The sequence below is a fragment of the Gordonia crocea genome (genome assembly GCF_009932435.1).
GTDB classification, from domain to species: Bacteria; Actinomycetota; Actinomycetes; order Mycobacteriales; family Mycobacteriaceae; genus Gordonia; species Gordonia crocea.
In genome coordinates, this window is the sequence record NZ_BJOU01000008.1 from 1 (window position 1) to 25,061 (window position 25,061).

Below are 25,061 nucleotides of genomic sequence, written 5' to 3' on the forward strand. Positions count from 1 at the left end.
GCTTGCTCCGGTAAGACAGCAGTGCGATGCGCAGTGCGCCCGAGGCGCTGGTGGTCGGCATGCGCCTATTCTGCCGATCCGGCTGCGGCCTCGAGCGCCGAGACGTCGGTGAGCTTGATCCGCGGGCGTCCGGATTCGCGTCCGGCCGCCTTCTCCGCGGCGTCGATGTTCTTCCATCCGTCCAGGTCGATGAGGTGTGCCCCGCGCTCCACGACGAGCTGCTCGATTTCCTCGCGCGATGCTGCGGGTCGACGAGCTTGTCCTCGATGAAGTCGGCGATGACGGCCTTCGGCGGTCTCCTCGCCGCACAGCCGGTTGCGGCCGATGCCGCCGGTGGCGCCGCGCTTGATCCAGCCGGTGACGTAGACGCCGGTCATCTGCTCGCCGTCGTCGAGGACCCGGCCGGCGTCGTTGGGGACGATGCCGCGCTCGTCATCGAAGGGCAGGTCGGGCACCGCGTCGGCGTGGCCCTTGTAGCCGATGGACCGCAGCACCAGCCCGGCGTCGACGGTGGTCGTCTCGTCGGTGGCGTGCACGGTCACCCGGTCGGTGTCGTCGCCGTAGGCGTTCTTAACGATGGTGACCGATTCGACCTTGTCGTCGCCGTTGATGGACACCGGCGAGGCCAGGAAGCGGAAGACGATGCGGCGGTCGCCGTCGGCCGACCGCTCCGAAAACTCGTTCGCCAGGCGGACTTTGGTGGCGATGGTCGAGTCCAGCTCGTCGCCGGCGGCCGCCGAGATCGGGTCGAGACCCAGTTCGTCGGACTCGATGACGATGTCGAGGCCCTCCACGTCGCCGAGCGCCAGGAACTCGCTGTTGGTGTAGGCGCCCTGCGCGACACCGCGGCGGCCCAGCACGATGACCTCGCGGATGTTGGACTCACGCAGCTTGGCCAGCGCGTGGCTCGGCGATGTCGGTCTTGGCGAGCACGTCGGGGTCGGTGGCCAGGATGCGCGCCACGTCCAGGGCGACGTTGCCGTTCCCGACGACCACGGCGCGCTCGGCGGACAGGTCAACGTCGAGGTCGACATAGTCGGGGTGGCCGTTGTACCAGGCGACGAACTCGGTGGCCGAGATCGAGCCGGACAGGTCCTCACCCGCGATGCCCAGGCGCTTGTCGGTCGCCGCCACCCACCGCGTAGATGACCGCGTGGTAGCGCTGCGCGAGCTCGTCGTGCTTGATGTGCTCGCCTACGCGCACGTTGAGGAAGTAGTTGAAGTTCTTCTTGTTGGCGGTGGACAGGTAGCCGCGTTCGACGAGCTTGGTGGCCGCGTGGTCGGGGGCGACGCCGAAGCGCACCAGGCGTGCGGGGTGGGCAGGCGGTCGAAGACGTCGACGGTGATCGACGGCTTGCGGACGAGGACCTCGGCGGCATAGAGCGCGGCCGGGCCGGCGCCGACGATGGCGACGTGCAGCGGCTTGTCCGGCAGCGGCGGGGCCTTCTTCGGCGGGACGAGTCCGCCGTCCACCTCGTGGTCCTTGTAGTAGTCGGCGTTGATCTGCAGGTAGGGCTCGTCTTTTTCCTCGAGCTGGTCGTCGGGAGGATCGCCTCGACCGGGCACTCATCGATGCAGGCACCGCAATCGATGCAGGTTTCCGGGTCGATGTAGAGCTGCTCGGCCGTCAGAAACTCCGGCTCATCCGGCGTCGGGTGGATACAGTTGACCGGGCAAACGCTTACGCAGCTGCCATCGTTGCAACACGGCCGGGTGATAACGTGCGCCATCTGGTGATACCTCGCGGATCGTCAGGTAGAACCTGTTCTATTTGAGAACAACTCTAGCGCACCAATCCGCGCCCAATCCACAAGGGAGATCGTGACCAGCAACCCCGCCCCACACCAGCCCCTCGGCGACCGGCTCGACACCGCGCAGTACTTCGAAGCGCAGTACCGGGTGCGGACCGGTGACATCGATCAGGACATGCGCGTCCGGCTCGATTCGATCGCGCGATATCTGCAGGACATCGCCAACGACAACATCGAGGCGACCGAATTCTGGCAGTCCGATCCGTTCTGGATCGTGCGCCGCACCATCGTCGACGTGATCCGCCCGATCTCGTGGCCGGCGACGGTGACCGCGCAGCGCTGGTGCGGTGCCCTCTCGACGCGGTGGACGAACATGCGGGTCCGGATGACCGCCCAGCACGAGACCAATCTGTTCAACCCGGAACCGCGCGAGGACGGCCTCGTCGAGACCGAGGCGTTCTGGATCCTGGTCAACGACCAGGGCATGCCGACGCGGCTGTCCGACGCGGCCTTCGAGATGTTGAGCTCGATGAACACCGAGCACCGGCTGCGGTGGAAGTCGATGAACCCGGAGAAGGCGCCGGCGGCGGGTACCGAGCCGGACCGCGAGCACATCCTGCGCGCGGTGGACTACGACCCGTTCAAGCACCTCAACAACGCCGCCTACCTGGCGGTGTTGGAGGACGAGATCCTCGCCCATCCGGAGTTGATCGAGGGTCCGCACCGGCTGGTCATCGAGTATCTGCGCCCGATCGAGCCGGGCGCCCGGCTGACCATTCGCCGGGTGCGCGAGGGCGATGAACTGACGCTCTGGCTGCTCCTGCACAAGCCCGACGCTGATCCGATCGTCGCGGCGACGATCTGGCTCGGCCCCCTCCCGACCTCCTAATCGCCGACTGGGCCCTCATTCCCGCCGACTGGGCCCTCATTCCCGCCGACTGGGCCCTCGATCTCGCCGACTGGGCCCTCACCCGTCGTCGCCGAAGCGCGCCCCCCACGATTGAGCCCACAACTCCAACGGTCCGAGGGCGAGCAAGAGCGCGGCACCATGCTTGGTCAGCCGATAGCCCGACTTCGTCCGGCTGATGATGCGCGCCTCGAGTAACTCGTCGAGGCGCTGGGAGATCGTCGTCGGCGATGCCTCTGGAATCCGGTTTCGGAACTCGGAAAAGCGGACCGACCCCAACCGCATTTCCCACAGCATCCGGAGCATCCAACGCCGGCCGAGTAGGTCGAACGCGGCCATGACCGGCCGCCCGCTGTCCGACCCGCGGACCGGGCGCCCGGGGATTGCTGGTTGCTCTGACATGCAGCAATGGTATCGCCACCCACGCAACCGCCCGCCATCGCCGAGGACGGCACTGTGATCCACACTACTTCCTACACCAGTGAATGACGGCCACCACCTTCGCCGGAAAACGTTGACAACGTTCAATGTCATCGATACATAATCCGTACCAACTTTGGAGGTGTCCGTGCAGCAGCCGACCCCGCGCGCCAAGCCGCGCACCCGCTGGATGATGATCGTCGTCATCGCAGTGCTCGCCGTGTCTGCGCTGTATGTCGGCCGCCTCCGCCTCAGCCACATCCCCGACCGGGCCATCGGTCACGCCCCCACCGCCCCTCAGGTCGGCGTACCCCGGACCAAGACCATCGAGTACCGCGTCACCGGCCCCGCCGGCGCCCGCGCCACCGTCTCCTACCTCGTCCCAGGCTCCGGGGTGACCGACGAACAAGTCACCCTCCCCTGGCGGACCACCCTGACCACACAGGACTTCACCGTCGCCGTCGGCGTCCTCGCCCAGGTCCACGCGACCGGCGACGCCTCCTGCGCCATCCGCGTCAACGGCACCGACCGGGACGTCGAACGGAACGGCAACAGCGAACCCGTCGTCAATTGCGCCGTCCCCACCGCCTAGGACCCCCGATGACCACAACAGCCGACGCCCCCGCCGCTCGCCCGCGCTTCGCGCGCTTCCTCTACCGCTTCTCGGCGCCGGTCATCGGAGCCTGGCTGCTGCTGATCGTCGTACTCAATCTTGCTGTGCCGCAATTGGAATCAGTCGTGATACGCAAGGCCCAGTCCTTCCTGCCCGACTCCGCGTCGTCGGTGCAGGCGCTGACCAAGATGGGCACCTATTTCGGCAGCGGGGAGCGCAACGGCGGCGGCTCCAACAACTTCGTCTACCTGCTCCTCGAAGGCCAGGACCGGCTCGGCTCCGACGCCAAGGTCTACTACCAAAACGTCCTGCAGAAGCTGACGTCGGACACGACGCACGTGAGCTCGGCGATGGACCTGTGGTCCGATCCCGATCTGGCGCCGGTCGCCGAGAGCAACGACGGCAAGGTCGCATATGCGCTGGTGAACCTGCACGGGAACATGGGCACCGCACTGGCGATGGAGTCCACCCGCGTCGCCCGCGAGACCATCGCCGCCACCTCCCCGCCGCCGGGCGTGCAGGTGCACCTGACCGGCCCGTCGGCCGTCGTCAACGACGAGATGATCGCCATCGCCGACTCGATGTTCCTCCTGGTGGCACTGAGCGCGTTGCTGGTGACGGTGATCCTGCTCATCGTCTACCGCTCACCGATCACCGCGGCCGTCCCGCTGCTGACGGTCGGCGCCGGGCTGGCCGTGGCCCGCTCCACCATCGCGGTGCTCGCCGAGCTGAACCTGCTCGACGTGTCGATCTTCGCCGCCGCCCTCTCTGCGGTGGTGGTCTTGGGCGCGGGCACCAACTACGGCATCTTCCTCCTCGGCCGCTATCAGGAGAACCGCCGCAAGGGCCTGTCCCCGGAGGATTCGTACTATGCGGCGCTGGCCGGCGTGCAGCACATCATCATCGCCTCGGCGCTCACCGTCGCCGGCGCGATGGCCTGCCTGACGGCCACCCGACTCTCGATGTTCAGCACCGCCGGATTGCCGTGCACCATCGCGATCATCGTCACCCTGGTGGCGGCGCTGACGCTGGGACCCGCGGTGTTGGCCCTACTGAGCCGCCGCGGCTACGCCGAACCGCGCGGCGACGAGAAGTCCCTGCGCCGCTGGCACCGCATCGGAACCTCCGTCGTGCGCTGGCCGGTGCCGGTGCTCGCCGCGTCGCTGGCCGTTCTCGCCGTCGCCATCGCCCCGCTGGCCTTCTATGCGCCGAGCTACAACGAGCGCAAGGCGCAACCGTCGGACTCGCCGGCCAACCTCGGCTTCACCGCCGCCGACCGCCACCTCGCGCCCAACGTGATGGCGCCCAGCGTGTTGATCGTTGAATCCGACCACGACATGCGCAACCCGGCCGACCTCATCGCGTTGGCCAAAATGACCGACTCGGTCGCGTCGATCCGCGGCATCGACGCCGTGCAGGGCATCACCCGCCCGCTGGCCCGCCCGCTCGACCAGGGCACGCTGACCAACCAGATCGGCTACATCGGCAACCGGTTCACACAGATGACCACCCTGCTCAAACACCGGATCGCCGACCTCGACTCGATCTCCACCTCCCTCGACGAGCTCAACACCGCGGTCGACGGCCTCGCCGACGCCCTGGCCCAGGGCAACGCCGGCGCCGCACAACTCGCCAGCGCCTCGCAACGACTCTCGACGACCACCGATACGACGATGAGGAAGGTCGACGGCCTGTCCCGGTCGATCGCGCCGACGCGTAAGGCCCTCGGCGCCACGCCCCAGTGCCGGCAGAACCGCGACTGCCGCCAGGCGCTGGCCGGGTTGTCGGCCCTCGACGACCTGCCCGCGCTGCGGTCGGCCATCGCCGAACTCTCCGCCGGCGCCGGTTCGGTGAGCCGCGCCCTGCCCACCGCGTCGCAGCAGATCCCGGTCCTGCGCTCGGCGCTCGGCCAGGCGCGGGCGGTGATCAAGCCGTTGAAGGGAACGCTGTCGGCGCTGTTGCCGCAGACCACCGAGATCACCGACTTCATCGACGAGGTCAGCAAGTCCTTCGCCGCCGGCTCGCCGGGCAGCTTCTTCTTCCTGCCCAGCCAGGCGTTGGAGAGCCCCCTGTTCAAGTCGGGCATGCCCTACTTCTTCTCCGCCGACGGCAAGGTCACCCGCATGGTCGTGACGCCGGAGGTCGAGGGTTTCAGCCGCGAGGCGATGGACATCAGCGCCGAGGTCATCCCGGCCGCGACCTCGTCGCTCAAGGGCACCTCGCTCGCCGGCTCGACGGTCAGCATCGGCGGCCCGGGCGGGACGCTGCTCAACATCGAGTCCTTCGCGCACGAGGACTTCATCGCGATCGTCGTCGCCGCTTTCGCCTTCGTGTTCTGCGTGGTGCTGCTGTTGTTGCGCAGCCTAGTCGCCGCGATCGCGGTCATCGGCACGGTCACGCTGTCCTACCTGGCGGCGATGGGCGTCTCGGTGGCGGTGTGGCAGGGCCTGCTGGGCCACCCGCTGCACTGGTCGGTCACACCGATCGCGTTCAGCTTCCTCGTCGCCGTCGGTGCCGACTACAACATGCTGTTGGTGAGCCGGTTCCGCGAGGAGTACGGCGGCGGTGGCGGCACCGGGCTGATCCGCGCGATGGTCGGCACCGGCAGCGTGGTCACCACCGCTGGCATCACCTTCGGCGTGACGATGCTGGCCATGTTGGCCAGCGATGCGCGCAACGTCGGCCAGATCGGCACGACGGTGGCGCTCGGCCTGCTGATCGACACCCTGATCATCCGTTCGCTGGTGATGCCGGCGGTCGCCCGACTCTGCGGCCGCTGGTTCTGGTGGCCGACCAAGTTCTTCACCATGGAAAGCAGGACGAGCAATGGCTAAACCGATGTCGACCGCCGCCGCACGACTCATCGTCGACGGGGTGGCCCCGCGGCTCGACCGCCGCATCACCGCGTCGCGCGAGCCATACACCGGCACCCCGGCGATGCGCCCGCACGTCGGCGCCAACCGGTGGGCCTGGACGCACTACGGCGTCTTCATCCCGAGTCTGCCTGCGCCGCACCGGTTTCTGAACGTCATGACGCTGATCGGCGCCACCGGGACCGAGCTCTTCGACAACACCGTCAGCGCCAACGCCAGCGCCGACGCGCGCCTCGCGACGACGGTGCTGTCCTCGACGGCGCACGCCGCCCAGCACCACTACGCCGGATACGACGCCGCCGCCGACGGGTCGTTCGCCGACGACGGGTCGAGCCTGCGCTGGGCCACGGACCTGGCGGTCGAGCGGTCGGGCAACCGGGTGTCGGTGGCCGGCCGGTACGACACCTTCGAGATCGAACTGGACCTGAGCCTGACCGACCAGGTCTCCTACTTCACCCACACCCCGGTCTATCAACATCTGAGCCTGCTGGCGCCGTATCGCGGGGCCATCACCGACCTGGTAGACGACACGACGACGACGATCAGCGGGTTGGGCACCGTCGAGTACGCGCGCTGCGCGGGTCCGCAGTCGTTGTTGCGCCGCCCGGTCGGGCGCCTCCTGCGCCTCCCGGTCGACTTCTTCACCTACCAGATCATCCAACTCGACGAGGTGACCCAACTGCTGCTGACCGACGTGACCGCCCGCGGCGCGGTGGCCGCCCGGACGGTGCACGTGCGGACCGTCGGCGGCCGCGCCGACGTCTTCGAGGACGTGACCTGCGACGTCGAGCTGGCCGCCGTACCCCGGTTGGACCCCGATGGCAACGCGATGCGGGTGCCCGCCGGCTTCACCTGGATCGCGCGCCGCGACGGCCGCGAGGTCTTGCGACTGGAGTGCCACGTCGACGACACCCTGCGCTACGGACACGGCAACGGCTACGTCGGGTCCTACGACTACTCGGGGACCTACGACGGGCGCGAGGTCTCCGGCATCGGCTACCTGGAGTGGATCGACATGCGCGTGACGGACTGACCGGGCGACGGTGCGGTGCTACGCTTTTCCGCGTTCTAGCAGCCAATACACCGGGGGTTCGCCATGATCCGTCTCGCCCTTTTGGTCACCGTCGCGTGCGGGGTCCTCTCTCTCCTCGCGTTCAAGAACGGCGGGGTGTTCCCCGGCATCGTGTTCGCCGTCTGCGCACTCGCGCCGATTGCCGGATGGATCGCGTTCGCGCTGCGCGGCCGGAATGCGTCGCAGCCGCTGAACGGCGCGGCCAAGGGCATCCTCTCCGCGGTCAGCGTCGTCCTCGTCGCCGCCCTCGCCTACTCGGTGTACTGGACCTTCTGGTCGACCAAGCCCGCCAAGGAACTCAAGTACACCGGCGACCTGTCCAAGGTCTGCGACAAGACCTACTTCCCGCAGGCGGCCGAGCACACCGGTTCCGGCCCGCACCCGATCATCATCTTCACCCGCAGCGGCACCGGCTCCAGTCTGCAGCAGGTGAGCGCGCCGTACACCGCGCCGGAGGCGTGGCGCACCCGAGACGAGCACCAGGTGCAGCTGGTCGCCTGCCTCGACGACGTGTCGTCGGGCGAGAAGGTCGATGAATGCGAGTTCGACAAGGGCAACGTGCCGGTCTACCAGGGCCGCTACAAGGGCCGGGTCGTCGAGGCACGCACCGGCAAGAAGGTCGCCGACGTGCAGGTCGACGGCAACCGGACCAAGGATTGCCCGATGATCACGATGATCCAGGGCGACGTCAAGGACAACCGGCTGCACACCAAGCCGGACTTCGACGAACTCCAGCGCGTCCTCGGAGCCTACGTCAACGGCTGACCCGCGCGACGACGACGATCAGCCGACGGCGACGCGGCGGTTGACCGTCCCGTAGCGCTCGCGGCCCTGCGACGGCGTCACGACGACCGGGTTGTCCGGCACGCCCGCCGCACGGTGGGCGGCCAGGGCGGCCGAGGTCATCGGTGAGAGCGGCAGGATCGCCCGCTGCGCGACCGCCGGGTGTGCCGTGGCACGCACCGCCGCCTTCACCATCGGTTTCCACGCGGCGTCGACGAGCCCGGGCTGGTCGAACCCGCCGACCTCGCGCATCCACCGCGGCAGCGTGGCAATCACCGCCGGGGCCATGAGCCGGCTCCCGATGCGCAGCCGCAGGTTGGCGTTGCCGTCGGAGCGAAGGAGATAGTGCATGCCGCGGAAGGCCCGCTCGGTGACGCACAGTCCGGGGCGCACGCGCTCGAAATAGGCGCGCACCTCGTCGCGGTCGGCCGGGATGTCGGCCGGGTCGCAGGTCTGCAGTTCGGCGGCGATGCGCGACTCGGCCCAGTACCTCGCGACCTCCTCGTCGGAGAGGCGGCCGGGGCCGTACATCTCGTAGCACTTGAGGATCGAGTGCCAGCCGGTGACGTGGATCCACAGCTGCGATGCGGGGTTGTTGGCGCTGTAGCGGCGTCCGGTGATCGGCTCGATCCCGGTGGCCTTGGCGTGCACCCCCATCAGGTGTTCGGAGGCGGCGATGGCCGTGCGCGAGTCGGCCGTGGCCACGGTGACGAAGTACGCCAGCGTGGCGTCGAGGCGGCGCTGCGGATCGTCGTAGATGCCGCCCATGTCGGCGACGGCCGCGGTCAGGATCGGGTCGAAGTGCTCCAACACCACCGAGCGCTGGAAGGCGAGCAGCGCGGTCGGGGCGGTCCACAGCTTCCAGGAGATAGAGTCGGGCCCGAAGAACCCGTAGTCGGTGCTTCGGTAGTCGGCGAGGTCGAACAAGGCTGGTCCTCCTTAGGCCGCGCGGTACGCGGCAGACATCATGGCGCCGTAGAGCGGCGCGAGGTCCTCGGCGGTGAGGTCGTTGGCCGGGTCGAGCATGACGCGCACGGCCGCCTCGCACGACGAGACGAACAGTTCGATCAGCGCCGGTGTCTTGCGCTCCAAATCCTCAGTGCCCCACCATCGTTGGAGCGCGGGCACGATCCAGCGGGTCGACGCTTCGGAGATGATGTGGCGCACGTCGGCGACCGGCTTGGCCAGTTCGACGTCGGGCCGGCCGTCGAAGACCAGGCGCCAGGACTCGGGGCGGCTGGCCACCGTGGCGAGCAGCGCGGCGTAGCCGTCGACGAAGGCCTGGTCCGGGTCGTCGCCGGAGGCGGTGTGCAGGGCGGCGAGGGTGGATTCGAGCAGCAGCGACGATTCGCGCTCCATCAGCGCCTGCAGCAGCACCACGCGATCGGGATAGCAGGAGTAGACCACCGGGCGCGTCACCCCCATGTTGGCGGCAATGGCGGCGATACTGACCGCGGACAGCCCCTTGTCCACCGCGATCTTCAGCGCGGTGTCGAGGACCAGCGGACGGCGACGGTCGGGCCCGAGGTGTGCGGCGCGTTCTCGTCGCGCAGCGGTATCGACGCTCATACCGACAACGGTAAACCATTTTCCTACGGATGTGAAGGATTACTTGTCACGGCCGCGGGATAGGGGTCAGGAATCCCCCGCGGCGAGGTCGGCGTGGGTGTCGCGCAACTGGCGTTTGAGGATCTTGCCGCTCGGGTTCTTGGGCAGTGCGTCGACGACGACCACGTACTTCGGCGCCTTGTAGCCGGCGAGCTTCTCGCGGGCATGGGCGATGACGTCCTCGGCGGTCAGCTCGACGCCTTCGCGGGCCACCACCGCGGCCGCGACGGCCTCCACCCAGCGCGGATGGCTGATGCCGAAGACGGAGACCTCTGCGACGTCGGGGTGGGTGTAGATGGCCTCCTCCACCTCCCGACTGGCGACGTTCTCCCCGCCGGTCTTGATCATGTCTTTCTTGCGGTCGACGACGTAGAGCACGCCGTCGTCGTCGAAGTAGCCGAGATCGCCGGAGTGGAACCAGCCGGCGCGGAAAGCCTCGTCGGTCTTCGCCGGGTCGTTGTAGTAGCCGAGGGTGGCATGTGGGCTGCGGTGCACGATCTCCCCGACGGCGCCGGGCGCGACGGGTTCGTCGGCGTCGTCGACGATCCGGGTTTCGACGTTGATCGCCGGCCGCCCGGCCGATCCGGGCCGGAGCAGTTGTTCCTCGGGTCCGAGGATGGTCGCCAGCGGCGCCATCTCGGTCTGCCCGTAGAAGTTCCACAGTTGCACGTCGGGCAGTCGCTCCTGCAGTTCTTTGAGCACCTCGACCGGCATCGGCGACGCTCCGTAATAGCCCTTGCGGAGGCTGGAGAGGTCCGCGCCGTCGAAGTCGGGGTGGCGCAGCAGGCCGATCCACACCGTCGGCGGGGCGAAGAATTTGGTGACGCGGTGCTCGGCGATGGCGCGCAGCACCGTCGCCGGGTCGGGCCCGGGCAGCAGGATGCTGGTCGCACCGAGATAGACGTCGACGCCGAGGAAGCAGTCCAGCTGCGCGCAGTGGTAGAGCGGCAGGGTGTGCAGCTCGACGTCGTCGGCGCTCATCGACCCGTCGATCACGCAGGAGACGTACTGCCACATCAACGAGCGGCCGCTCAGCAAGGCCCCCTTCGGGCGCGACTCGGTGCCGGAGGTGAACATCATCCGGACCGGGTCGTCGTCGCCGACCGCGACGGTGAACGCCGGGCCGTCGTAGTCGAGCCAGTCGGCGATGTCGGTCCAACCCTCGGCCCCCGCTCCGATGACCGCGCGCACCCGGACCTGCGCGTCACCCGCGGCGGCCAGCGCCGCGTCGGCGGTCGGCACCAGGGCGTCCTCGGCGACGAAACCCACCGCGCCGCTGTGGTCGACGATGAAGGCGATCTCGTCGGCGCCGAGCATGAAGTTGATCGGCACCAGCACCACCCCGGCCCGGGCGGCGGCGAAGTTGAGCACCGCGAACTGCCAACAGTTGTGGCTGAGCAGGGCCAGCCGATCGCCCTTGACCAATCCCGCGGCCGCCAACGCGCCCGCGGTGCGCTCGATGCAGTCGTCGAACTCGGCGAAGGTCAGGCGGGTGTCGCCGTCGACGATCGCCACCTTGTCCGGCACGCGCAACGCGGTTCGACGAGGCAGGTCGCCGAGCGCGTGTTGGCGCGCCAGGGTCCGGTTCTGCCCGTCGGACTTCTCGTTCCCCTGCGCCATGCCCATCAACTCCTCGCGACCGGTCTGCTCCTGTGGCGCACGTTACCGCTTTCCACCGGCCCCGGCGGACGGTTACCGCGCCGTCGGCATCGGGCGGCTGACCGGCAGGTTGACGTAGCTGGGATGGCGGGGGTCGATGAGGATCGTCTGCGGGCGCAACTGCGACTCGAGCATGAGCACCGGGATCATGAGTCCCTTGGGGAAGTTGGCGGCGAACACGTCGATGCGCAGCCGATGCCCCTGTTGCAGCACCAGGTCGGTCGGGTTGAACGCGATGTCGACGACGGTGCGCCGCCCGGGGACCACCGGGGCGCGATCACCCAGCGAGAGGTACGGGACGGGTTTGCTGTAGTCCCCGCTGGGCGAGCGGCTGCTCAGCGACTCGTCGATCTTGCGCAGCGACGCGGTCAGTTGCCCGGTGGTGACGACGGTGGACTGCCCGTTGGGCGCGACGTCGTTGAGCGTGACGGCCCAGTAGCCGTCGGTGGTGTCGAGCTTGGTGTTCAGGTGCACGGCGATCTGACCGGAGATCAGCGTCGGCCCGGCCACCGGCGCGGAGGTGAAGGTCGCGGCCGCCACCTCGGAGATCCGCGCGTCCTTGGCGCAGAAGTCGACGACGCCCATCTGGCCGCCGGTCCCCTGCGCCGCGTCGGCCGAGCACACCGTCGACAACCCGGGCGAGACGACGGCGGCGGTGCCGTGCCGCGGCGGGCGCGGGGACAGCGAGCCGTCATAGGCGACGACGCCGGTCGTCGTGCCGCTGCGCTGCCCGGTGAGATATTGCCGCTGGTAGGTCATGCCCGGTCGCGGGAAGTTCGACGCGCTGGTCCACGCGCCGCCCTGCTGGAACAGGGTGGCCGGGCTGTACTTGTCGATCCCGTTGCGTTTGCCCTTGAGCCAGCGGTCGAACCACGCGCGCTGCAGGACGTCCATGCGCGGCGGCGCGCCGGCGCTGCCGAGGCCGGACCCCGTCGTCGAGTGGTACCAGTTGCCCATCACCAACTTCTTCTGGCTCAGCGGCACGTCGACGCGGCTCAGCACCTCCGACTGCGAATTCACGAACAGGTCTTGCCAACCGCCGACGACGAAGGTCGGGATCTTGATGCGGTCGAGGTGACCGGCGATGCCCTTGCGGAACGGCCCGGCGGGGTCGATGACCTTCTTCACGTCGGGCGGGATGTTTCTGAGGTCGAAGGTGAGGAAGGCCCGCAGCAGCGTATCGAAGAAGGTGATCGGGCTCGACACCCGATCGGACAGCCATTTCCAGTCGAACCGCCCGGTGGCGATGGATTTCAGGTCGGGCAGCCATTTGAGGGTGTTGACGCTGGCCACCCACGTGGGGATGAAGCCCGCCGCGATCCCGCCGCCGGGGGCGATCACGTCGCGCACCACGTCGCTGCCGGGCACACCCGCGAAGACGGCCTTGATCGGGGTGTCGGGCTGTTGTGCGGCCTGCAACGCGACGACGCCACCGTAGGAGTGGCCGGTCATCCCGATCTGTTTGGTGGACCACGGCTGCCGACCGGCCCACCGGGCGATCTCGACCATGTCCTTCTGCTCGCGAGCGCCGGCGCCGTTCCACACACCCTGGGAGAACCCCGTGCCGCGCACGTCGACGACGACCTGGGCGTAACCCGATCGCACGAGTTGCGGGTCGACGGAGATCGTGCGGCCCGAGCCGCCGGTGAGCATCCGGATCTGCGAACCGATGCCGGAGAACGGGGTTCCGGACAGGTCGAACAGGTTGAACCGGTTGAAGAGGTTGACCAGCGGGTCGTAGAGGCCGGGGATCTCCGTCGCCGACGTCAGCATCATGTAGATCAACTTGGTGTAGGGCGTCATGTTGACGATCGTCGGGATCGGGGTGCGGACCACGCGGCCGGTACGGTCCACCGGCCGGTAGACGTTGGCCTTCAGCACCACGCCGTCGCTCATCCGGATCGGCACATCCCAGTCGATGTGCACGCCCGGATAGCGCTGCGGGCCGTCGTGCATGCGGGTCCACCGCTCGCCCCGGACCGCGTCGCTGCCCGAGACGGCACCGTCCGCGTCGGGGGTTCCGCCCAACCAGGCCGCCATCAGGACCGACAGTGCGAGGACGACGCCGACGGTGCCGCCCCGCCGGATCTTGTCCCGAAACCGGACACTATTCGTCGTTGACCTGCGCTTGACCGACTCTTCTGACCGGGCTGCCGTCGTCATGGCAAGCAACGTAACCCAGATTTCCTACGTCTGTGTCGGAATTTCCTACATCGAGAAAAGAAATCTCGCCGCACACATCAAAGGGCGCGTCGCCGCCCTTGCCGCCATCGCCTCCGTTACCGCCGCCAGCCTTACCGTCGCCGCCGTCACCCTCACCGTTGCCGCAGTCCATACCTGATGTAGACCATGTCGCGAAATGCTAAGCGGCCCACAATACGGCGTCAGCGAATTCGAAGAATCATTTCAACAAGGGGAAAAATACCCATACTTGAACTACCCGCGACCGATGAAACAAGTCGTCTCGATGTGAATCTACCGACCAACGTTATCTATCAACAATAAGCGGTAGATACCCGACTTTCGGGGCTCTAACCTGCGTATATGTGGCATACGAAGGCATATCAGTTGCCCACAATAAACTCGAACTGATCTGGGTCAATCGACCAGAATAAGTGGGTCGTACGACCATTCTATTTACAGCTCTCAAGGCCATCAAATATGGGTCGATTGACCCACTAAATGCACCACAGGTCCCATGCGGCACAACAACCTCTGAACAGGATTCCGCGTTGGATCCTGTTGCCCACTATTGAAACGAAGCGGCAGTGGCGCGAATCAGACCGAACTGAGCGGGACCGACCCGACCGCATAGGAGACGACGAAGGCCGCCACCACGACGAGAATCGCCAAGCCCAGCCAGAGGCTCGACCACCGGCGCTGGACGAACGAGACGACGACGGGCACCAACGACAACAACGCGCCGATACCCGCGGCCCAGAGCACCCGGCCCATGATGACCTGGGCGGCATCGCACGACATGCCACAGATCGTACTGCCCATGAGGGCGGCCAAAACCCAGAGCACCAGCGCCGCCCACGCCAGCACCAGCACCACTGCACCGACGACGGTCAGCACGACGTTGGTCGTGCGCCAGGAGTCGCGCGTCTCGACGGGTTGCACCGCCTCCCACTGCGACATGTCGTTGACCATTACGCGCTGTTCTTCAGGACTAGTTCCATCAGCTTGGTCGCCGATTGGCAGGTGTCCCCCGACGACCCGCCTTCGGCCTCGACGAACCAGGTGTAGATCCCGCGGCTGGGCGCCTTGGCGGTGACGCCGCAGATGTTGCGGCCGGCCTTGGTCTGGGTGAAGGCCGAGCTCCCGTTCACCTTGACGTTCTCAGTCTCGTAGCCCAGCTTCTTGGCGGTGCGCTGCTCCACCGACATCGAGCCCCACTCAAACCAGTTGAACGTCACGGTCATCCGCATCGCGCCGTACACCGTCCAACGGCAGATCGCTCCGTTGAAGTCCGGCGAACCGACCGCACCGCCGATCGCCTTGCCGATCTCGGCCGGGCTGACGATCTGGCATTCCAGGGTGACCTTGTCGTACTTGTCGGTGTCGACGTGCCCCTTGGGCCGGACCGGGTCGTTGCCACGGGGCAGCGGGTTGTTGTCGCCGCCGTTGCAACCGGCGAGGCTGAACACCGCCGCGATGGCCACCACGGCCACACCGATGCGTCGCAGGTGGTTCATCATGACGCCCTCTCGATGGACATGGTCGACAGTTTCTTGGTGGCCTCGCAGATCTGGTCGGTGCTCATCCCCGACGACGAGTCCGCGCGCACCGACCACTCGAAGAAGTCGAGTCCGAATTCGATCCCGATCTCACAGATCGTGTAGTCCGAGGCGATGAAGCCCTTGTGGCCATTGATCTCGATGTCCTCGGTCGAGTTGCGCGACAGCTGCTCGGTGGCCCGTTCACGGCCGATCGGTGAACCGCGGTACCAGTTGAACGAGGCGACCGCGCCGGTGCGCACCCCGTTGGCCGCCCACTCGCACGACGACGGGTTGTTCACCGTGTTCTGCAACGCGGCGAAGGTGGTGATCTGGGAGACCTCTTCGGTGGTGACGCCGCCGCATTCGCCGAAGTAGGGACCGCTGGTCGCGTCCTTCGGCGGTTGCGGGATGTTGTTGGCCGGCCCGCCGCTGGTGCCGGAGTCGTCGCCGTTACACCCGGCCAGAACCAGGACGACGGCGGCCACCAGCGCCAGCAGCCCGGTGGTCCGGAACCGGTCGAGTTCGCGGCGCTCGCGCTTGGTGGGGCGCCCGGCACCCCGGTCACGACGAGGCTGGCTGGCGAGGACTTCTTTCGACGGCGGGGGCGGGCTCTTGTCGATGTAGCAGGCCGCGGCGACCGGCGCCGATACCCGCTTGGACACCTCGCGGGCGACCTCGACGATGCGTTCACGACCGCCGACGCGCACACGCACCTCGTCGCCGATCGTCACCACCTGTGCGGGTTTCGCGGTCGCCCCGTTTACGCGGACGTGCCCGGCCCGGCAGGCGGCGCCGGCGGCCGAGCGGGTCTTGGTGAGCCGGATCGACCAGATCCAGGAGTCAACTCGAGTGGCCATGCGCTCTCCGGTCCGCGGGGTCAGTACTCCCCCAGCGTAGCGAGAGTTGCCGCAACCGCCCGTTTTCCGAATGGTTCGGCGGGAAGACCCAGCCCAACGCGGCCCGTGGTTCTCACCACTGGATTGGCGATTTCCAGCACACTCACAGCCGGGCCCCGCCGGATCTCCAGTCCCACATGCGACCGTGACGGCACACGATCAAAGGCGGTGACGATGAAGGCCCGACGACGGATGGCGCTCGGCGCGCTCGGCGCGCTTGCCTTGGTGCTCACCGCGTGCGGCACCGATGCCAAGACCCCGGTCGCCACCGGTCAACCCCGCCCGTCGACGATGACCACCGCCGTCGCCACCGTCGTCCGCGATGCGGCCGCCTCCCTGGCGGTCGGCGACGTCGACGGCTTCCTGGCCAAGCAGTGCCCGCAGGTCCGCAGCCAGATCGCCGCAGATCCGCAGGCCCTCGCCGAGTTGGTGGAGCGCAACCGCGGCATCGTCGTCGAATCGGTGACCGGCGTCGACATCAGCGGCGACAACGCCGACGCGCAAGTCGTCTACACCCACCAGTCCGACCCGGATTACCCGTCGTGGACCGCCGACGTCCCGCTGGTCCGCGCCGACGGCGGCTGGCAGATGTGCGGGTGAACGCATGGCGGTTCTGACGAGCCCCGAATGACGCGGTCCCAAGCCTGCTGACCGGCAGATACCATCTATCGGGTGACCGCGCCCCGGCAGCCAATCCCCCATCCGCCCCCAACGCCGACCCCCGCTCGGCCCCGGGCCCGGATCGGCGCGGTGCCCGCACCGGTCACCGCCCGCGGCGTCGCCCTGGCCGTCGCGCTGGCCACGCTGATCGTCATCGTCGTCAACGGTGACGAGTGGCTTTACCGCGGCGGTGCCATTCGACTGGTGGCCGAGTTCCTCATCCCCCTGATCGTGGCCGCGGCGCTCTACCACGCGGCGATCGGCCTTTCCGCGCGCCGACCGGTGCCAGCGGCACCGATGGCGGTGTTGTGCCTGGCGATCGTCGTCGTACTCGCCGGCGGCGCCGTGGTCGCCCTGCTCGACGGGACCATCGCAGACCAGAGCCCCTGGCTGATCATTGCCCCGTTCGTCATCGCCGCACTCCCGGTGTTCCTGGTGCTCGGCACCGCCTTACCCCGAGTGCCGGCCTTCGCCGCAGGCGCACTGGCCGCCCTGATCATCGCTGCCGTCGCCGTGGCCGCCGCCCTCACCCCGAAACTCGGTTCGACGCCGATGCCGTCGACGCCGATCGCCACCGCGACCGTCGACGCACAGGTCTCGTCGTGGCAGGGGCGCCTACCCAATCCCTGCGACGACGTGTCGAGGCGGACATGGGTACGGCACGGCGTCAATCCGGACTGGGTGCACACCAGGGCCCACAAACCGCCCATCCTTAACGAGCCTGACCGTGACGAATGCTCGTTCACCGTCGAAGACCGGTGGGGTGTGTTCGGCCGGAGGACTGGCTACATCACCTATTCGACGGAGAGCTTCGGGCAGTTCATGCGCTCGCCAAAGCAAGGCGATCTCGTCGTCTCGCGGCCGACGACCGTACTCGGCCAGCCCGCCGCCCAATCCACGACGACTCTCGCGGGCCAGCGCGACAACGAGTGCACCATCACCGTCGGCACCGTGTTCGGCACCGTCGCCTACCGCGTTGTCACCAGCCCGAGCCCCGCCGCCGAACGGGCCTGCGCGACGGCGATGGAGGACGCCACCGCCTTCTACCCGAGCGTCCCGAGGTCATGATGCGACTCACCGATGGACGGGCATGGCTGCTCGCGCTGACCGGTGCACTATTCGTCGGCGTGGTCGTCATCGTCGCCTCCATCACCAGGCACGGCGGTGAGTCTCGGACGGCGGGGCAGCCCACCACCGCGACCGCCGACGCGGCGCACTCGCCGTGGAAGGGCCGGCTGCCCGACCCGTGCGCCACGTTGCCGCAGTTGACGCTGACGCGCCTGCAACTCGAGGCCTCCTCGGGTGCCGCGCAGAACCAGAACGACGGGTCCCAGATCCGCAATTGCACCCTGTTCGCCAGCGGGGGCCAGACCTGGACGTCGCTGGTGTCCTATTCGACGACGAGTTTCGACGAGGCGCAGCGGATCGCCGAGGACCCCACCCGCTACGTCACCCGAGCCACGATGGCGCTCGGCCATCCCGCGTTCCGCTCGACGCCGCGCGCGGCGGAGCGGGCCACCACCGAGTGCACCATCACGGCGGGGACCGTCTTCGGCACGGTGGCCTACCGCGTGTGGGATGAGTCGAGCCCGTCGGCCGACGCCGTCTGCGCCAAAGCCACCGAACTCGCCGTGGCCTTCTATCCGAGCGTCCGCCGGGGTCGCTGATTCCGGGGGCAACCCGCTGTGCCACGTATCGTGGCGGCGTGGACCTGCGCGTCGGCGCCTATGCCGTCATCACCGACGACGATGACCGCGTGCTGCTCGCCCACTGGAACGCGGGGCACCACTCGGCGTGGACGATGCCCGGCGGCGGCTTGGAGCCCGGCGAGGATCCGCCGACGGCCGCTCACCGCGAGGTCGACGAGGAGACCGGCTACCGGATCGAACTCGACGAGCTGCTCGACGTCGATTCCCTGGTGGTCCCGGCCGAGCGGCGTCTCGGGCCCGACGAGAATGTCCCGCTGCACCTGCTGCGGATCATCTACCGCGCGCACATCGTCGGCGGCAGCCTGCGCGACGAGGTGGGCGGCTCCACCGATCGCGCCGGGTGGTTTCCGCTGGCCGCTGTCCCCGATCTGCGGCGCGTCACCCTCGTCGACATCGCCTTGTCGGCGGCGAGGCTGATCGGCTGAGACCCGACGAGACGCGCCCGCCGCGACGGGGAGTCGTGACGGGCGCGGGGACTGCAGAGACATCTGTGGTCGGCGGTGCCGAGGTCTTCACCTATTGAAACACCCAGTTTGCCCTGGTGAGGCCCGATTGGTGATTCCCGACGAGAAGTGCGCCTTGCACAGCAACGCGCCCGTCGAAGACCGAAAGGTCTCCGGCGGGCGCGGTGACCGCGAAGCGGCTACTAATTGTTGCTGGTAGACGAGGAACTCTGATTGCTCTGGTTCCCGCCATTCGCCCCGAATCCGCTAAACGACGGGGCAGACGGCGCCGACGGGACCGACGGCCGCCAACCGCGGCCCGCACCCGGCGCCGCCGGCGTCTGGTTGGCGCTCTGGCCTCCCTGCGTGGACCACTGGTTGGTGCCGCCGTTCTGCTGCCAACCGCTGCGCCACTGCTCGGTGCGCTGCTGCTGGCGCTCGGCCCAGTTCTGCTGGGTCTGCTGAGCCGCATTGGCGCCGGATTGCCACGCGTTCTTGGCTCCCGACTGGAATTTCTGCACCGCATTGGGCACCACCCCGGCAACACCGGTGGCTCCGGTGGTCCCGGTGGTTCCGGTGGTCTTCTGCGGGGTGGTGTTGGCCGATGCCGAACGGGCGGCGAACGTGCTCGGCGTAGTTCCGGTGGTACCCACCGTCTGCTGCAATGCCGAGAAGGTCGTCGGCACGCTGCTCGCCGCCGCGAGCGTGCTCGTCGTGGTCGACGTCGAGAACGGCAGGTTCTCCAGCGGGTTGTTACCGCCGATGATGTCGCCGATCAGACTCGCCAACGCCGCCAGGTTGTCACCCGGGAACCGAATGTTGTTGAACCCCAACCCACTGATGCCCGGGATGATCTGTGAGGCGTCAAACGCGCCCGTGGTCAGCACGGGGAAGCCGAAGTAGTTCGACGTGCTGGGCGTAGCAACGTTGTCTTCCGACGAGGCGATCTTCGGGAAGATCGTCACCTCCTGGCCGAGCCACTTGACGGTGATCGGATTCTTCAATCCATAGTCGCTCGTCAACGAGACGATGCTCGGCAGACCGTACGCCCCGGTACGACCGCCCCAACTGAACCCGAGGCGAACGAAGTCGTCGGTCAAGAACTTCTGGATCGCGCGAGAATCACCGTTGGTCACGTCTGTAAGTAGCGAAAGCAAAGCTCCTACTGGGTCATCGATAATCGACAGGGCACCCAGCGGATTAACCAGCGCACCGGATATCGATCTATCATTCGGATTGTAGTCTGCCCCTAGTACTCCAAGAGCATTCACACATGCTCCATCGGTCGACGAGTAGCCGAATGTCAATGCCCCGAGGCAAACCAATTGCCCCGGGATTGCGAAGCCAGGAAAAACCCCGGGGATAGCAAGCAGCGACGTATCTGTCGTCGCCAATGCCAGACCGATCATTGAGAATGCGGTAGCACTCTCACCGGTACCCGCAAAGGTGGCCGCGAGAGAACCCGGCAACACAGCAATCGAGTTGGTATCGCCGACATACCCTTTGACCAAGTTCCAGGCAGTCGATCCAAAAAGGTTCGTAACCAGCCCTTCCGGGTCGATAGCCGTGCCGCCGAGAATGCTCGTCGAGTCGGCTTGTGCTGGCGCTGGTGGTGCGACGAGGCCTGCGCCGAGCCCTATCGCGGATGCTGCTGCGATTGCGGCGACTCCCCCGCGCATCCGCATGCTGCGCCGACGCGCAGCCCTGTTCTGTGTCCCCCGGTTACCGTCTTTGAGCTTCCTTGCCTTCACGACATCTCCTGCTTCCTGGTTACCGTCCGGCAGAACTACCGGCCCTTCGATTGAAACACCAGAAACTGGACAAGTGGCCCGATTGGTGTAAACTTTCGCGGCGAAAGTCCTGGTCAAACGTCCAAGAGTGCAAGTGCCACCGGGCCGGACACGAGGAAGCAAAGAAGAACCGCGCCCGCCGGGACTTTCGTCACCGACGGGCGCGGAGTTAACGAGACGGGGACTACTGCCCGGCGCCTCCGGTTGTCGGGGAGGCACTACCGGCCGGCCCAGGCGTGGTGGACTGTGCACCGTCACTCGCGGGCGGGTTGCTGGTTCCCTTGTTTCCGCTGAAGAACTTGCTACCGAAGCGAGAGGTGAATCCATTCGAGGTTCCCTCGCCAGAGTTCGACTTCGGCGTCGAGTCCCACGAGTTGGTTCCATCCTGCTGCCAGCTCTGCTTCTGCTGCTGCCAGGCCTCCTGGTTCTGCTGACGCTGAGCCTTCCACGCCTCGGTCGCGGCCTTCGGCGTCTGGAACGCCTGGGTCGCGGCCTGCTTGGCCGTGTTGGTCATAGTCTGCGTCTGCTGCTGGGTCTGGCTCTTCCAGTTCTTGACGGCATCACGGCTCTTCGAGGTGATAGACGAGGTCGTGCTGCGCGCGTTGGTCGTATCCGCCGCCGCCAGCTTGGTCGCGTCGGCACCGTCGACGCCGTAGCTCGCCGCCAACGGAGCAACCGCCGTGGTGTTCATACCAAGGGCCTTGGCGACCACGGTGTTGGTGCCGAGGTTCTGGACCGTGTTCGTGTCCACATTCGCCAGCGGCAGGATGCCGCCCAGGCCGAGGGTGTTGGTCAGACCGCTCACCACACCGGTCAAGCCACTCGTGGCACTGGTGGTGCTGGTGCCGCCGAGCAAACCGCTCAGCGGGTTCGATCCACTGAACAGGTCGAGCAGCCCCAGGTTGATGTTGTCGAAGCTCAGGCCGCTGAACGACGGGGTGAGCTGCGAAGCATCGAACGAACCCGTCAGTTGCGGAAGGGCGACGTAGTTGGGCGTCGTCTTCCCGTTGATCTTGGCGGTCGGGAAGATCGTCAGCGTCTGCCCGAGCCAGTTGATCTTGATCGGGTTGATCAAGCCGTAGTGGCTGGTGAGCGCCACCAGATTCGGCAGTTGGAGCGAGCCGATCTTGGCACCGTCACGATCTCCGCCGACGGTCAACCGGACAAAGTCCGACGTAAGCAGGTCCTGAAGTGGGGCACCGGTAAGAAGGCCAGTCACCAAATCCCCCATAGTCCCACTCGGATCCGAGAGGATCTCAAGCATCGCAAGCGGATTGGTGAGCCCTGCCTGAAACTCGGGGATCGACCGGTCACCTGTCAAGACCCGCCCATCGAGAGTGCCGAGCACGTTGCCGCACGCGCCGACTCCTTCGGCGTAAGCGCCAGCCACAACACCAAGGCAGTCCAGACGCTTGATCCCAGGAATTGAAATCGGCGTGGTAACCCCCAGCAGTGAGGTGGTGATCTTTTCGGTATTCCATGCATTGGCAATTCCCAAAACCGCGAACGCAACCGACGTCCGACCGTTGCTCGCACCCGAGGTAGCGACACTAAATGGAAGAAGCGCTATTGACGTTGCTTTCCCGCCTCGTGACGCGAAGGCAAACTTGATGCCATCTCCGATCACGCGAGCACTCCCAGTCGGCTCTTCAGCATCGGCAATATTCGGAATCAACAGCCCAAGAATGGGATCATTTGCGAGTGCTTGAGCGGGGTCAAATAAGGCCCTAGCCTCGATCTTTCGTGAGGTGCCGCTCCCGGCCTGATCGGTTCGGATTGATTGCGGCAGAACAGATTATGTCCTGTGGATATGACAGGGCGACCGTTGTCGCTGGTGGCGGCCGGGTTTCACGTCACCGGCGGTGGTCTTTCGGGGTTGGTTGGTCGGGTCGGGTCCGGCAGGTCAGCGGCTGGTGCGGTAGCCCTCGAGGCGGTGCAGGCCGGCGGTGAGGACTGGTGTCCATTGGTGGTGCTGGTCGTAACGCAACCGGCGGGTGCGGGCGTGGCGGGCCAGGCGGGCGGCGGTCGCCCACAGGCGTAGGCGGAGGCGTTTGATTTCCCAGGTGCGCGCATCGGTGCCGGTCAGCGCGAGCATCTGGGTCCAGGCGGTCAGGTCGGTGGCCAACTCAGTGATGGCGAGCCAGATCTGGTTCTTGGTGAAGTCGTGGTACGGCAGGTTCGTCATGCCGGTCGCTTTCGCGGCCCGGATGCGGTCTTCGCACCGGGCCCGCAGCCGGTGCCGTACTTCGAGGTCGGCGAGTTGCCCGCGGCTGCTGTTGGTGACGAAGCAGGTCAGGCGCCATCCGTTGGTGTCGGTGAACCGCAACTGGGCGCCGGGGTGGGGGCGTTCGCGGCGCACGATCACCCGCATACCCGGCGGATAGCCGGTCAAAGACAGGACCCCGGTCAGTTCGGCGACCTGGGCCCCGTCACGGGGCTGGCCGTCGGCGTTGTAGGCCTGGGTCCACACCGATGCGGGCAGCACTTCGACCGCGGCGGCCATGGCCGGGGTCATACCAATCCCACACGAATACGACAGGCCCCGTTTGTGCAGGTAATTCAGGAATCCTTTGGTGCCGCCAGCACTATCGGTGCGGATGAGGATCTTGCGGCCGGCCCGCCAACACAGACCCGGGATCTGGGCCAGGGCCCGGTGAAGGACGGTGATGTGGTCGGCGGCGGTGTTCGCCCCAGCATTCCCGGCCCGCAACAATCCTGCGGCGGCTTCCCCTGTTCCACCGGGGCCGTGGTCGATGAACGCCAGCAGCGGGTGGAACCCGAACCCCCGCTTATAGGTCGGGGCCGCGTCCTGTTTCTCCGAGTGCGCGGTCACCAGGGTCGCATCCAGATCGATGACCAACGGGTGGTGTTCATCGATCCGATGGTTCGGGGCATGCTCACCGGCCAACTCCCACACCGTCTTTCGTGCCACAGCCCGCGCGCCGGCGATCGCGGCCAGCGCCGCGACCGGTTCGTCGGCCAGGGTCGCGATCAGGCGAGAGACGGTCGGATCCGAGGCCACCGGCCCGAACACCGTCTCGCGGCCACGCAGCACCGCCAGATCAGCGGCGCAGTCGGCGCCGCCGACCATCGCCACAGCCAGATCCAAGACGATCTTGCCCGGATCATGGGTCGCATAGTCCTTGCGCCACGGCGTCAGCGCATCACTCAACAGCCTCGGAAGGCCTGCGACCTCGGCTGTGCGGGTCACCAACGCCAAACCCGCATGCGACACGATCCCCGCACCGTCACCGGTGACCGTCGACTGCGGATAGAACAGGGTAGAGTTACTCACCAGAAAGGTGCTCCTTCGTCCTCGCTTGGTCGTGCTGTCGCAAGAACGATTATTCCAGGTCAGAGCACCTTTCTTTATGTCCTGGGCCGCGTGTTCGTCAATTCGCTATGAAATAGCGAGGCTAATTCACCCGGCAGGCCGCAGGGCCGCCACTTCTTCGAAGTGGCGGCCCTGCGAGGATTGTGATCCGAAGCGAGGTTCTAGCCCATGGAGAAGGGGCGTCCGTAGAAACTCATACTCTGCATCGCATGCTTGGTCTCGATCTGGACACTCGCGAAGGAACGGGCTTGGGCATAGCCACCGCAGCCACGTAGACCTAGCTGCGAGTTGGTGTAGCTTAGTGAAGCGCGCTTCTTCTTCTTGTAGGTGATCCGCTTGTCGTGCTTGTCCTGGCCGAAGTCATCGGCGCGCTCAGCGTCCACCAGGTAGAAGGCGCGTGCCTGGCCGGGACCGAGGGACACAGATGTCCCTGCCTCGGCGCCGTCGAACCCGTTTGCGTCGATGCCACTTCCACCTTCTCCGGAGACGCTGGCCAGGTTGACCTGGCAGCCAACAATGTAGCCGGGGTAGATCTCGATCCGGCTGGCCTCCTTGGAAAGGGTGACGATGAGCTTGCCGGATACCCATGCGTTGCGGTGCAGGGGGGTGCCACCCAACGATGGGTTGACATTAGCCCGTTCCCGGACCCTCTGAAAGGTGACTACGGTTCCGTCGCCCATGGTGTAGCGCTGGGTCTGAGATGGCAGGTTGTAGACCGTGTCTGCTTTTGCGGAAGGTGGCGCAGCAGTCAGGGCGCTCGTCACCATCACGGCCGCTGCGGCGGCCGTGAGACCAGTAAACTTCGCCTTTGTCTTCATAAA

General features: G+C 67.0%; 22 protein-coding genes and 1 pseudogene. 10 read left to right on the forward strand and 13 right to left on the reverse strand.

Annotation, left to right across the window (positions count from 1 at the left end):
* Window positions 1-65 precede the first annotated feature (65 nt).
* Window positions 66-1,730, reverse strand: a pseudogene (locus nbrcactino_RS13490) (FAD-dependent oxidoreductase).
* Window positions 1,731-1,821: 91 nt separating this feature from the next.
* Between nbrcactino_RS13490 and nbrcactino_RS13495 the strand changes: the two are divergent.
* Window positions 1,822-2,640, forward strand: a complete 819-nt coding sequence (locus nbrcactino_RS13495) for an acyl-[acyl-carrier-protein] thioesterase (protein WP_161928070.1) — start codon at window positions 1,822-1,824, stop codon at window positions 2,638-2,640.
* A gap of 78 nt (window positions 2,641-2,718) precedes the next feature.
* On the opposite strand, the gene nbrcactino_RS13500 is transcribed toward nbrcactino_RS13495, so the two are convergent.
* Window positions 2,719-3,060 (reverse strand): winged helix-turn-helix transcriptional regulator, encoded by a 342-nt coding sequence (locus nbrcactino_RS13500; RefSeq protein ID WP_161928071.1) that lies wholly within the window; start codon window positions 3,058-3,060, stop codon window positions 2,719-2,721.
* A 166-nt stretch (window positions 3,061-3,226) separates the two neighbouring features.
* Here nbrcactino_RS13500 and nbrcactino_RS13505 point away from each other — a divergent pair, with 166 nt between their 5' ends.
* The 4 genes from nbrcactino_RS13505 (at window position 3,227) to nbrcactino_RS13520 (ending at window position 8,401) form a co-directional block, all read left to right on the forward strand.
* Window positions 3,227-3,670: an MmpS family transport accessory protein gene (locus tag nbrcactino_RS13505; protein ID WP_228460881.1), complete on the forward strand. Its 444-nt coding sequence runs from the start codon at window positions 3,227-3,229 to the stop codon at window positions 3,668-3,670.
* An 8-nt stretch (window positions 3,671-3,678) separates the two neighbouring features.
* Window positions 3,679-6,525, forward strand: coding sequence for an MMPL/RND family transporter (locus tag nbrcactino_RS13510; RefSeq protein ID WP_161928072.1), 2,847 nt, complete (start codon window positions 3,679-3,681; stop codon window positions 6,523-6,525).
* The gene (locus tag nbrcactino_RS13515) at window positions 6,518-7,597 is read left to right on the forward strand and encodes a DUF6670 family protein (protein ID WP_161928073.1); all 1,080 of its coding nucleotides are present in this window, start codon (window positions 6,518-6,520) and stop codon (window positions 7,595-7,597) included. The genes nbrcactino_RS13510 and nbrcactino_RS13515 overlap by 8 nt, the downstream gene beginning before the upstream one ends.
* Before the next feature lie 63 nt (window positions 7,598-7,660).
* Window positions 7,661-8,401, forward strand: a complete 741-nt coding sequence (locus tag nbrcactino_RS13520) for a hypothetical protein (protein ID WP_161928074.1) — start codon at window positions 7,661-7,663, stop codon at window positions 8,399-8,401.
* Window positions 8,402-8,419: 18 nt separating this feature from the next.
* Here nbrcactino_RS13520 and nbrcactino_RS13525 read toward each other — a convergent pair whose 3' ends face one another.
* The 4 genes from nbrcactino_RS13525 to nbrcactino_RS13540 all read right to left on the reverse strand — a co-directional run bounded on the left by nbrcactino_RS13525 (window position 8,420) and on the right by nbrcactino_RS13540 (window position 13,849).
* Window positions 8,420-9,346: an oxygenase MpaB family protein gene (locus tag nbrcactino_RS13525; RefSeq protein ID WP_161928075.1), complete on the reverse strand. Its 927-nt coding sequence runs from the start codon at window positions 9,344-9,346 to the stop codon at window positions 8,420-8,422.
* 12 nt (window positions 9,347-9,358) lie between these two features.
* Window positions 9,359-9,988, reverse strand: coding sequence for a TetR family transcriptional regulator (locus tag nbrcactino_RS13530; protein WP_161928076.1), 630 nt, complete (start codon window positions 9,986-9,988; stop codon window positions 9,359-9,361).
* A 66-nt stretch (window positions 9,989-10,054) separates the two neighbouring features.
* Window positions 10,055-11,653, reverse strand: a complete 1,599-nt coding sequence (locus tag nbrcactino_RS13535; protein WP_228460883.1) for an acyl-CoA synthetase — start codon at window positions 11,651-11,653, stop codon at window positions 10,055-10,057.
* Between the two features lie 66 nt (window positions 11,654-11,719).
* A complete protein-coding gene (locus tag nbrcactino_RS13540; RefSeq protein ID WP_228460885.1) occupies window positions 11,720-13,849 on the reverse strand; it encodes a CocE/NonD family hydrolase in 2,130 nt (709 codons plus the stop codon).
* Between nbrcactino_RS13540 and nbrcactino_RS13545 the strand changes: the two genes are divergently transcribed.
* Window positions 13,848-14,027, forward strand: a complete 180-nt coding sequence (locus nbrcactino_RS13545) for a hypothetical protein (RefSeq protein WP_161928078.1) — start codon at window positions 13,848-13,850, stop codon at window positions 14,025-14,027. The two genes, nbrcactino_RS13540 and nbrcactino_RS13545, sit on opposite strands and share 2 nt — an antisense overlap.
* 437 nt (window positions 14,028-14,464) lie before the next feature.
* Here the strand turns inward: nbrcactino_RS13545 and nbrcactino_RS13550 are convergent, their stop codons facing one another.
* The 3 genes from nbrcactino_RS13550 to nbrcactino_RS13560 are packed head-to-tail and all read right to left on the reverse strand — an operon-like array spanning window position 14,465 to window position 16,265.
* On the reverse strand, window positions 14,465-14,839 hold the full coding sequence (locus nbrcactino_RS13550; protein WP_161928079.1) for a hypothetical protein: 375 nt from the start codon (window positions 14,837-14,839) through the stop codon (window positions 14,465-14,467).
* Window positions 14,839-15,387, reverse strand: coding sequence for a DUF3558 domain-containing protein (locus tag nbrcactino_RS13555; protein ID WP_228460887.1), 549 nt, complete (start codon window positions 15,385-15,387; stop codon window positions 14,839-14,841). The genes nbrcactino_RS13550 and nbrcactino_RS13555 overlap by 1 nt, the downstream gene beginning before the upstream one ends.
* On the reverse strand, window positions 15,384-16,265 hold the full coding sequence (locus nbrcactino_RS13560) for a DUF3558 family protein (RefSeq protein ID WP_161928080.1): 882 nt from the start codon (window positions 16,263-16,265) through the stop codon (window positions 15,384-15,386). Before nbrcactino_RS13560 ends, nbrcactino_RS13555 begins: the two co-directional genes overlap by 4 nt.
* Window positions 16,266-16,478: 213 nt before the next feature.
* On the opposite strand from nbrcactino_RS13560, the gene nbrcactino_RS13565 reads away from it, so the two are divergent.
* The 4 genes from nbrcactino_RS13565 to nbrcactino_RS13580 all read left to right on the forward strand — a co-directional run bounded on the left by nbrcactino_RS13565 (window position 16,479) and on the right by nbrcactino_RS13580 (window position 19,098).
* Window positions 16,479-16,904 (forward strand): Rv0361 family membrane protein, encoded by a 426-nt coding sequence (locus tag nbrcactino_RS13565; RefSeq protein WP_443093406.1) that lies wholly within the window; start codon window positions 16,479-16,481, stop codon window positions 16,902-16,904.
* A gap of 72 nt (window positions 16,905-16,976) precedes the next feature.
* On the forward strand, window positions 16,977-18,032 hold the full coding sequence (locus nbrcactino_RS13570; protein ID WP_161928082.1) for a hypothetical protein: 1,056 nt from the start codon (window positions 16,977-16,979) through the stop codon (window positions 18,030-18,032).
* On the forward strand, window positions 18,029-18,631 hold the full coding sequence (locus nbrcactino_RS13575; protein WP_161928083.1) for a DUF3558 family protein: 603 nt from the start codon (window positions 18,029-18,031) through the stop codon (window positions 18,629-18,631). Before nbrcactino_RS13570 ends, nbrcactino_RS13575 begins: the two co-directional genes overlap by 4 nt.
* A gap of 38 nt (window positions 18,632-18,669) precedes the next feature.
* Window positions 18,670-19,098 (forward strand): NUDIX hydrolase, encoded by a 429-nt coding sequence (locus nbrcactino_RS13580; RefSeq protein WP_161928084.1) that lies wholly within the window; start codon window positions 18,670-18,672, stop codon window positions 19,096-19,098.
* Window positions 19,099-19,319: 221 nt separating this feature from the next.
* On the opposite strand, the gene nbrcactino_RS13585 is transcribed toward nbrcactino_RS13580, so the two are convergent.
* The 4 genes from nbrcactino_RS13585 to nbrcactino_RS13600 all read right to left on the reverse strand — a co-directional run bounded on the left by nbrcactino_RS13585 (window position 19,320) and on the right by nbrcactino_RS13600 (window position 25,058).
* Complete coding sequence (locus nbrcactino_RS13585) at window positions 19,320-20,867, reverse strand: hypothetical protein (RefSeq protein ID WP_161928085.1); 1,548 nt, start codon at window positions 20,865-20,867, stop codon at window positions 19,320-19,322.
* A 223-nt stretch (window positions 20,868-21,090) separates the two neighbouring features.
* A complete protein-coding gene (locus nbrcactino_RS13590; RefSeq protein WP_228460889.1) occupies window positions 21,091-22,404 on the reverse strand; it encodes a hypothetical protein in 1,314 nt (437 codons plus the stop codon).
* 405 nt (window positions 22,405-22,809) lie between these two features.
* Window positions 22,810-24,201 (reverse strand): IS1380 family transposase, encoded by a 1,392-nt coding sequence (locus nbrcactino_RS13595; protein ID WP_161928087.1) that lies wholly within the window; start codon window positions 24,199-24,201, stop codon window positions 22,810-22,812.
* A 200-nt stretch (window positions 24,202-24,401) separates the two neighbouring features.
* Window positions 24,402-25,058, reverse strand: a complete 657-nt coding sequence (locus tag nbrcactino_RS13600; protein ID WP_161928088.1) for an MspA family porin — start codon at window positions 25,056-25,058, stop codon at window positions 24,402-24,404.
* Window positions 25,059-25,061 lie beyond the last annotated feature (3 nt).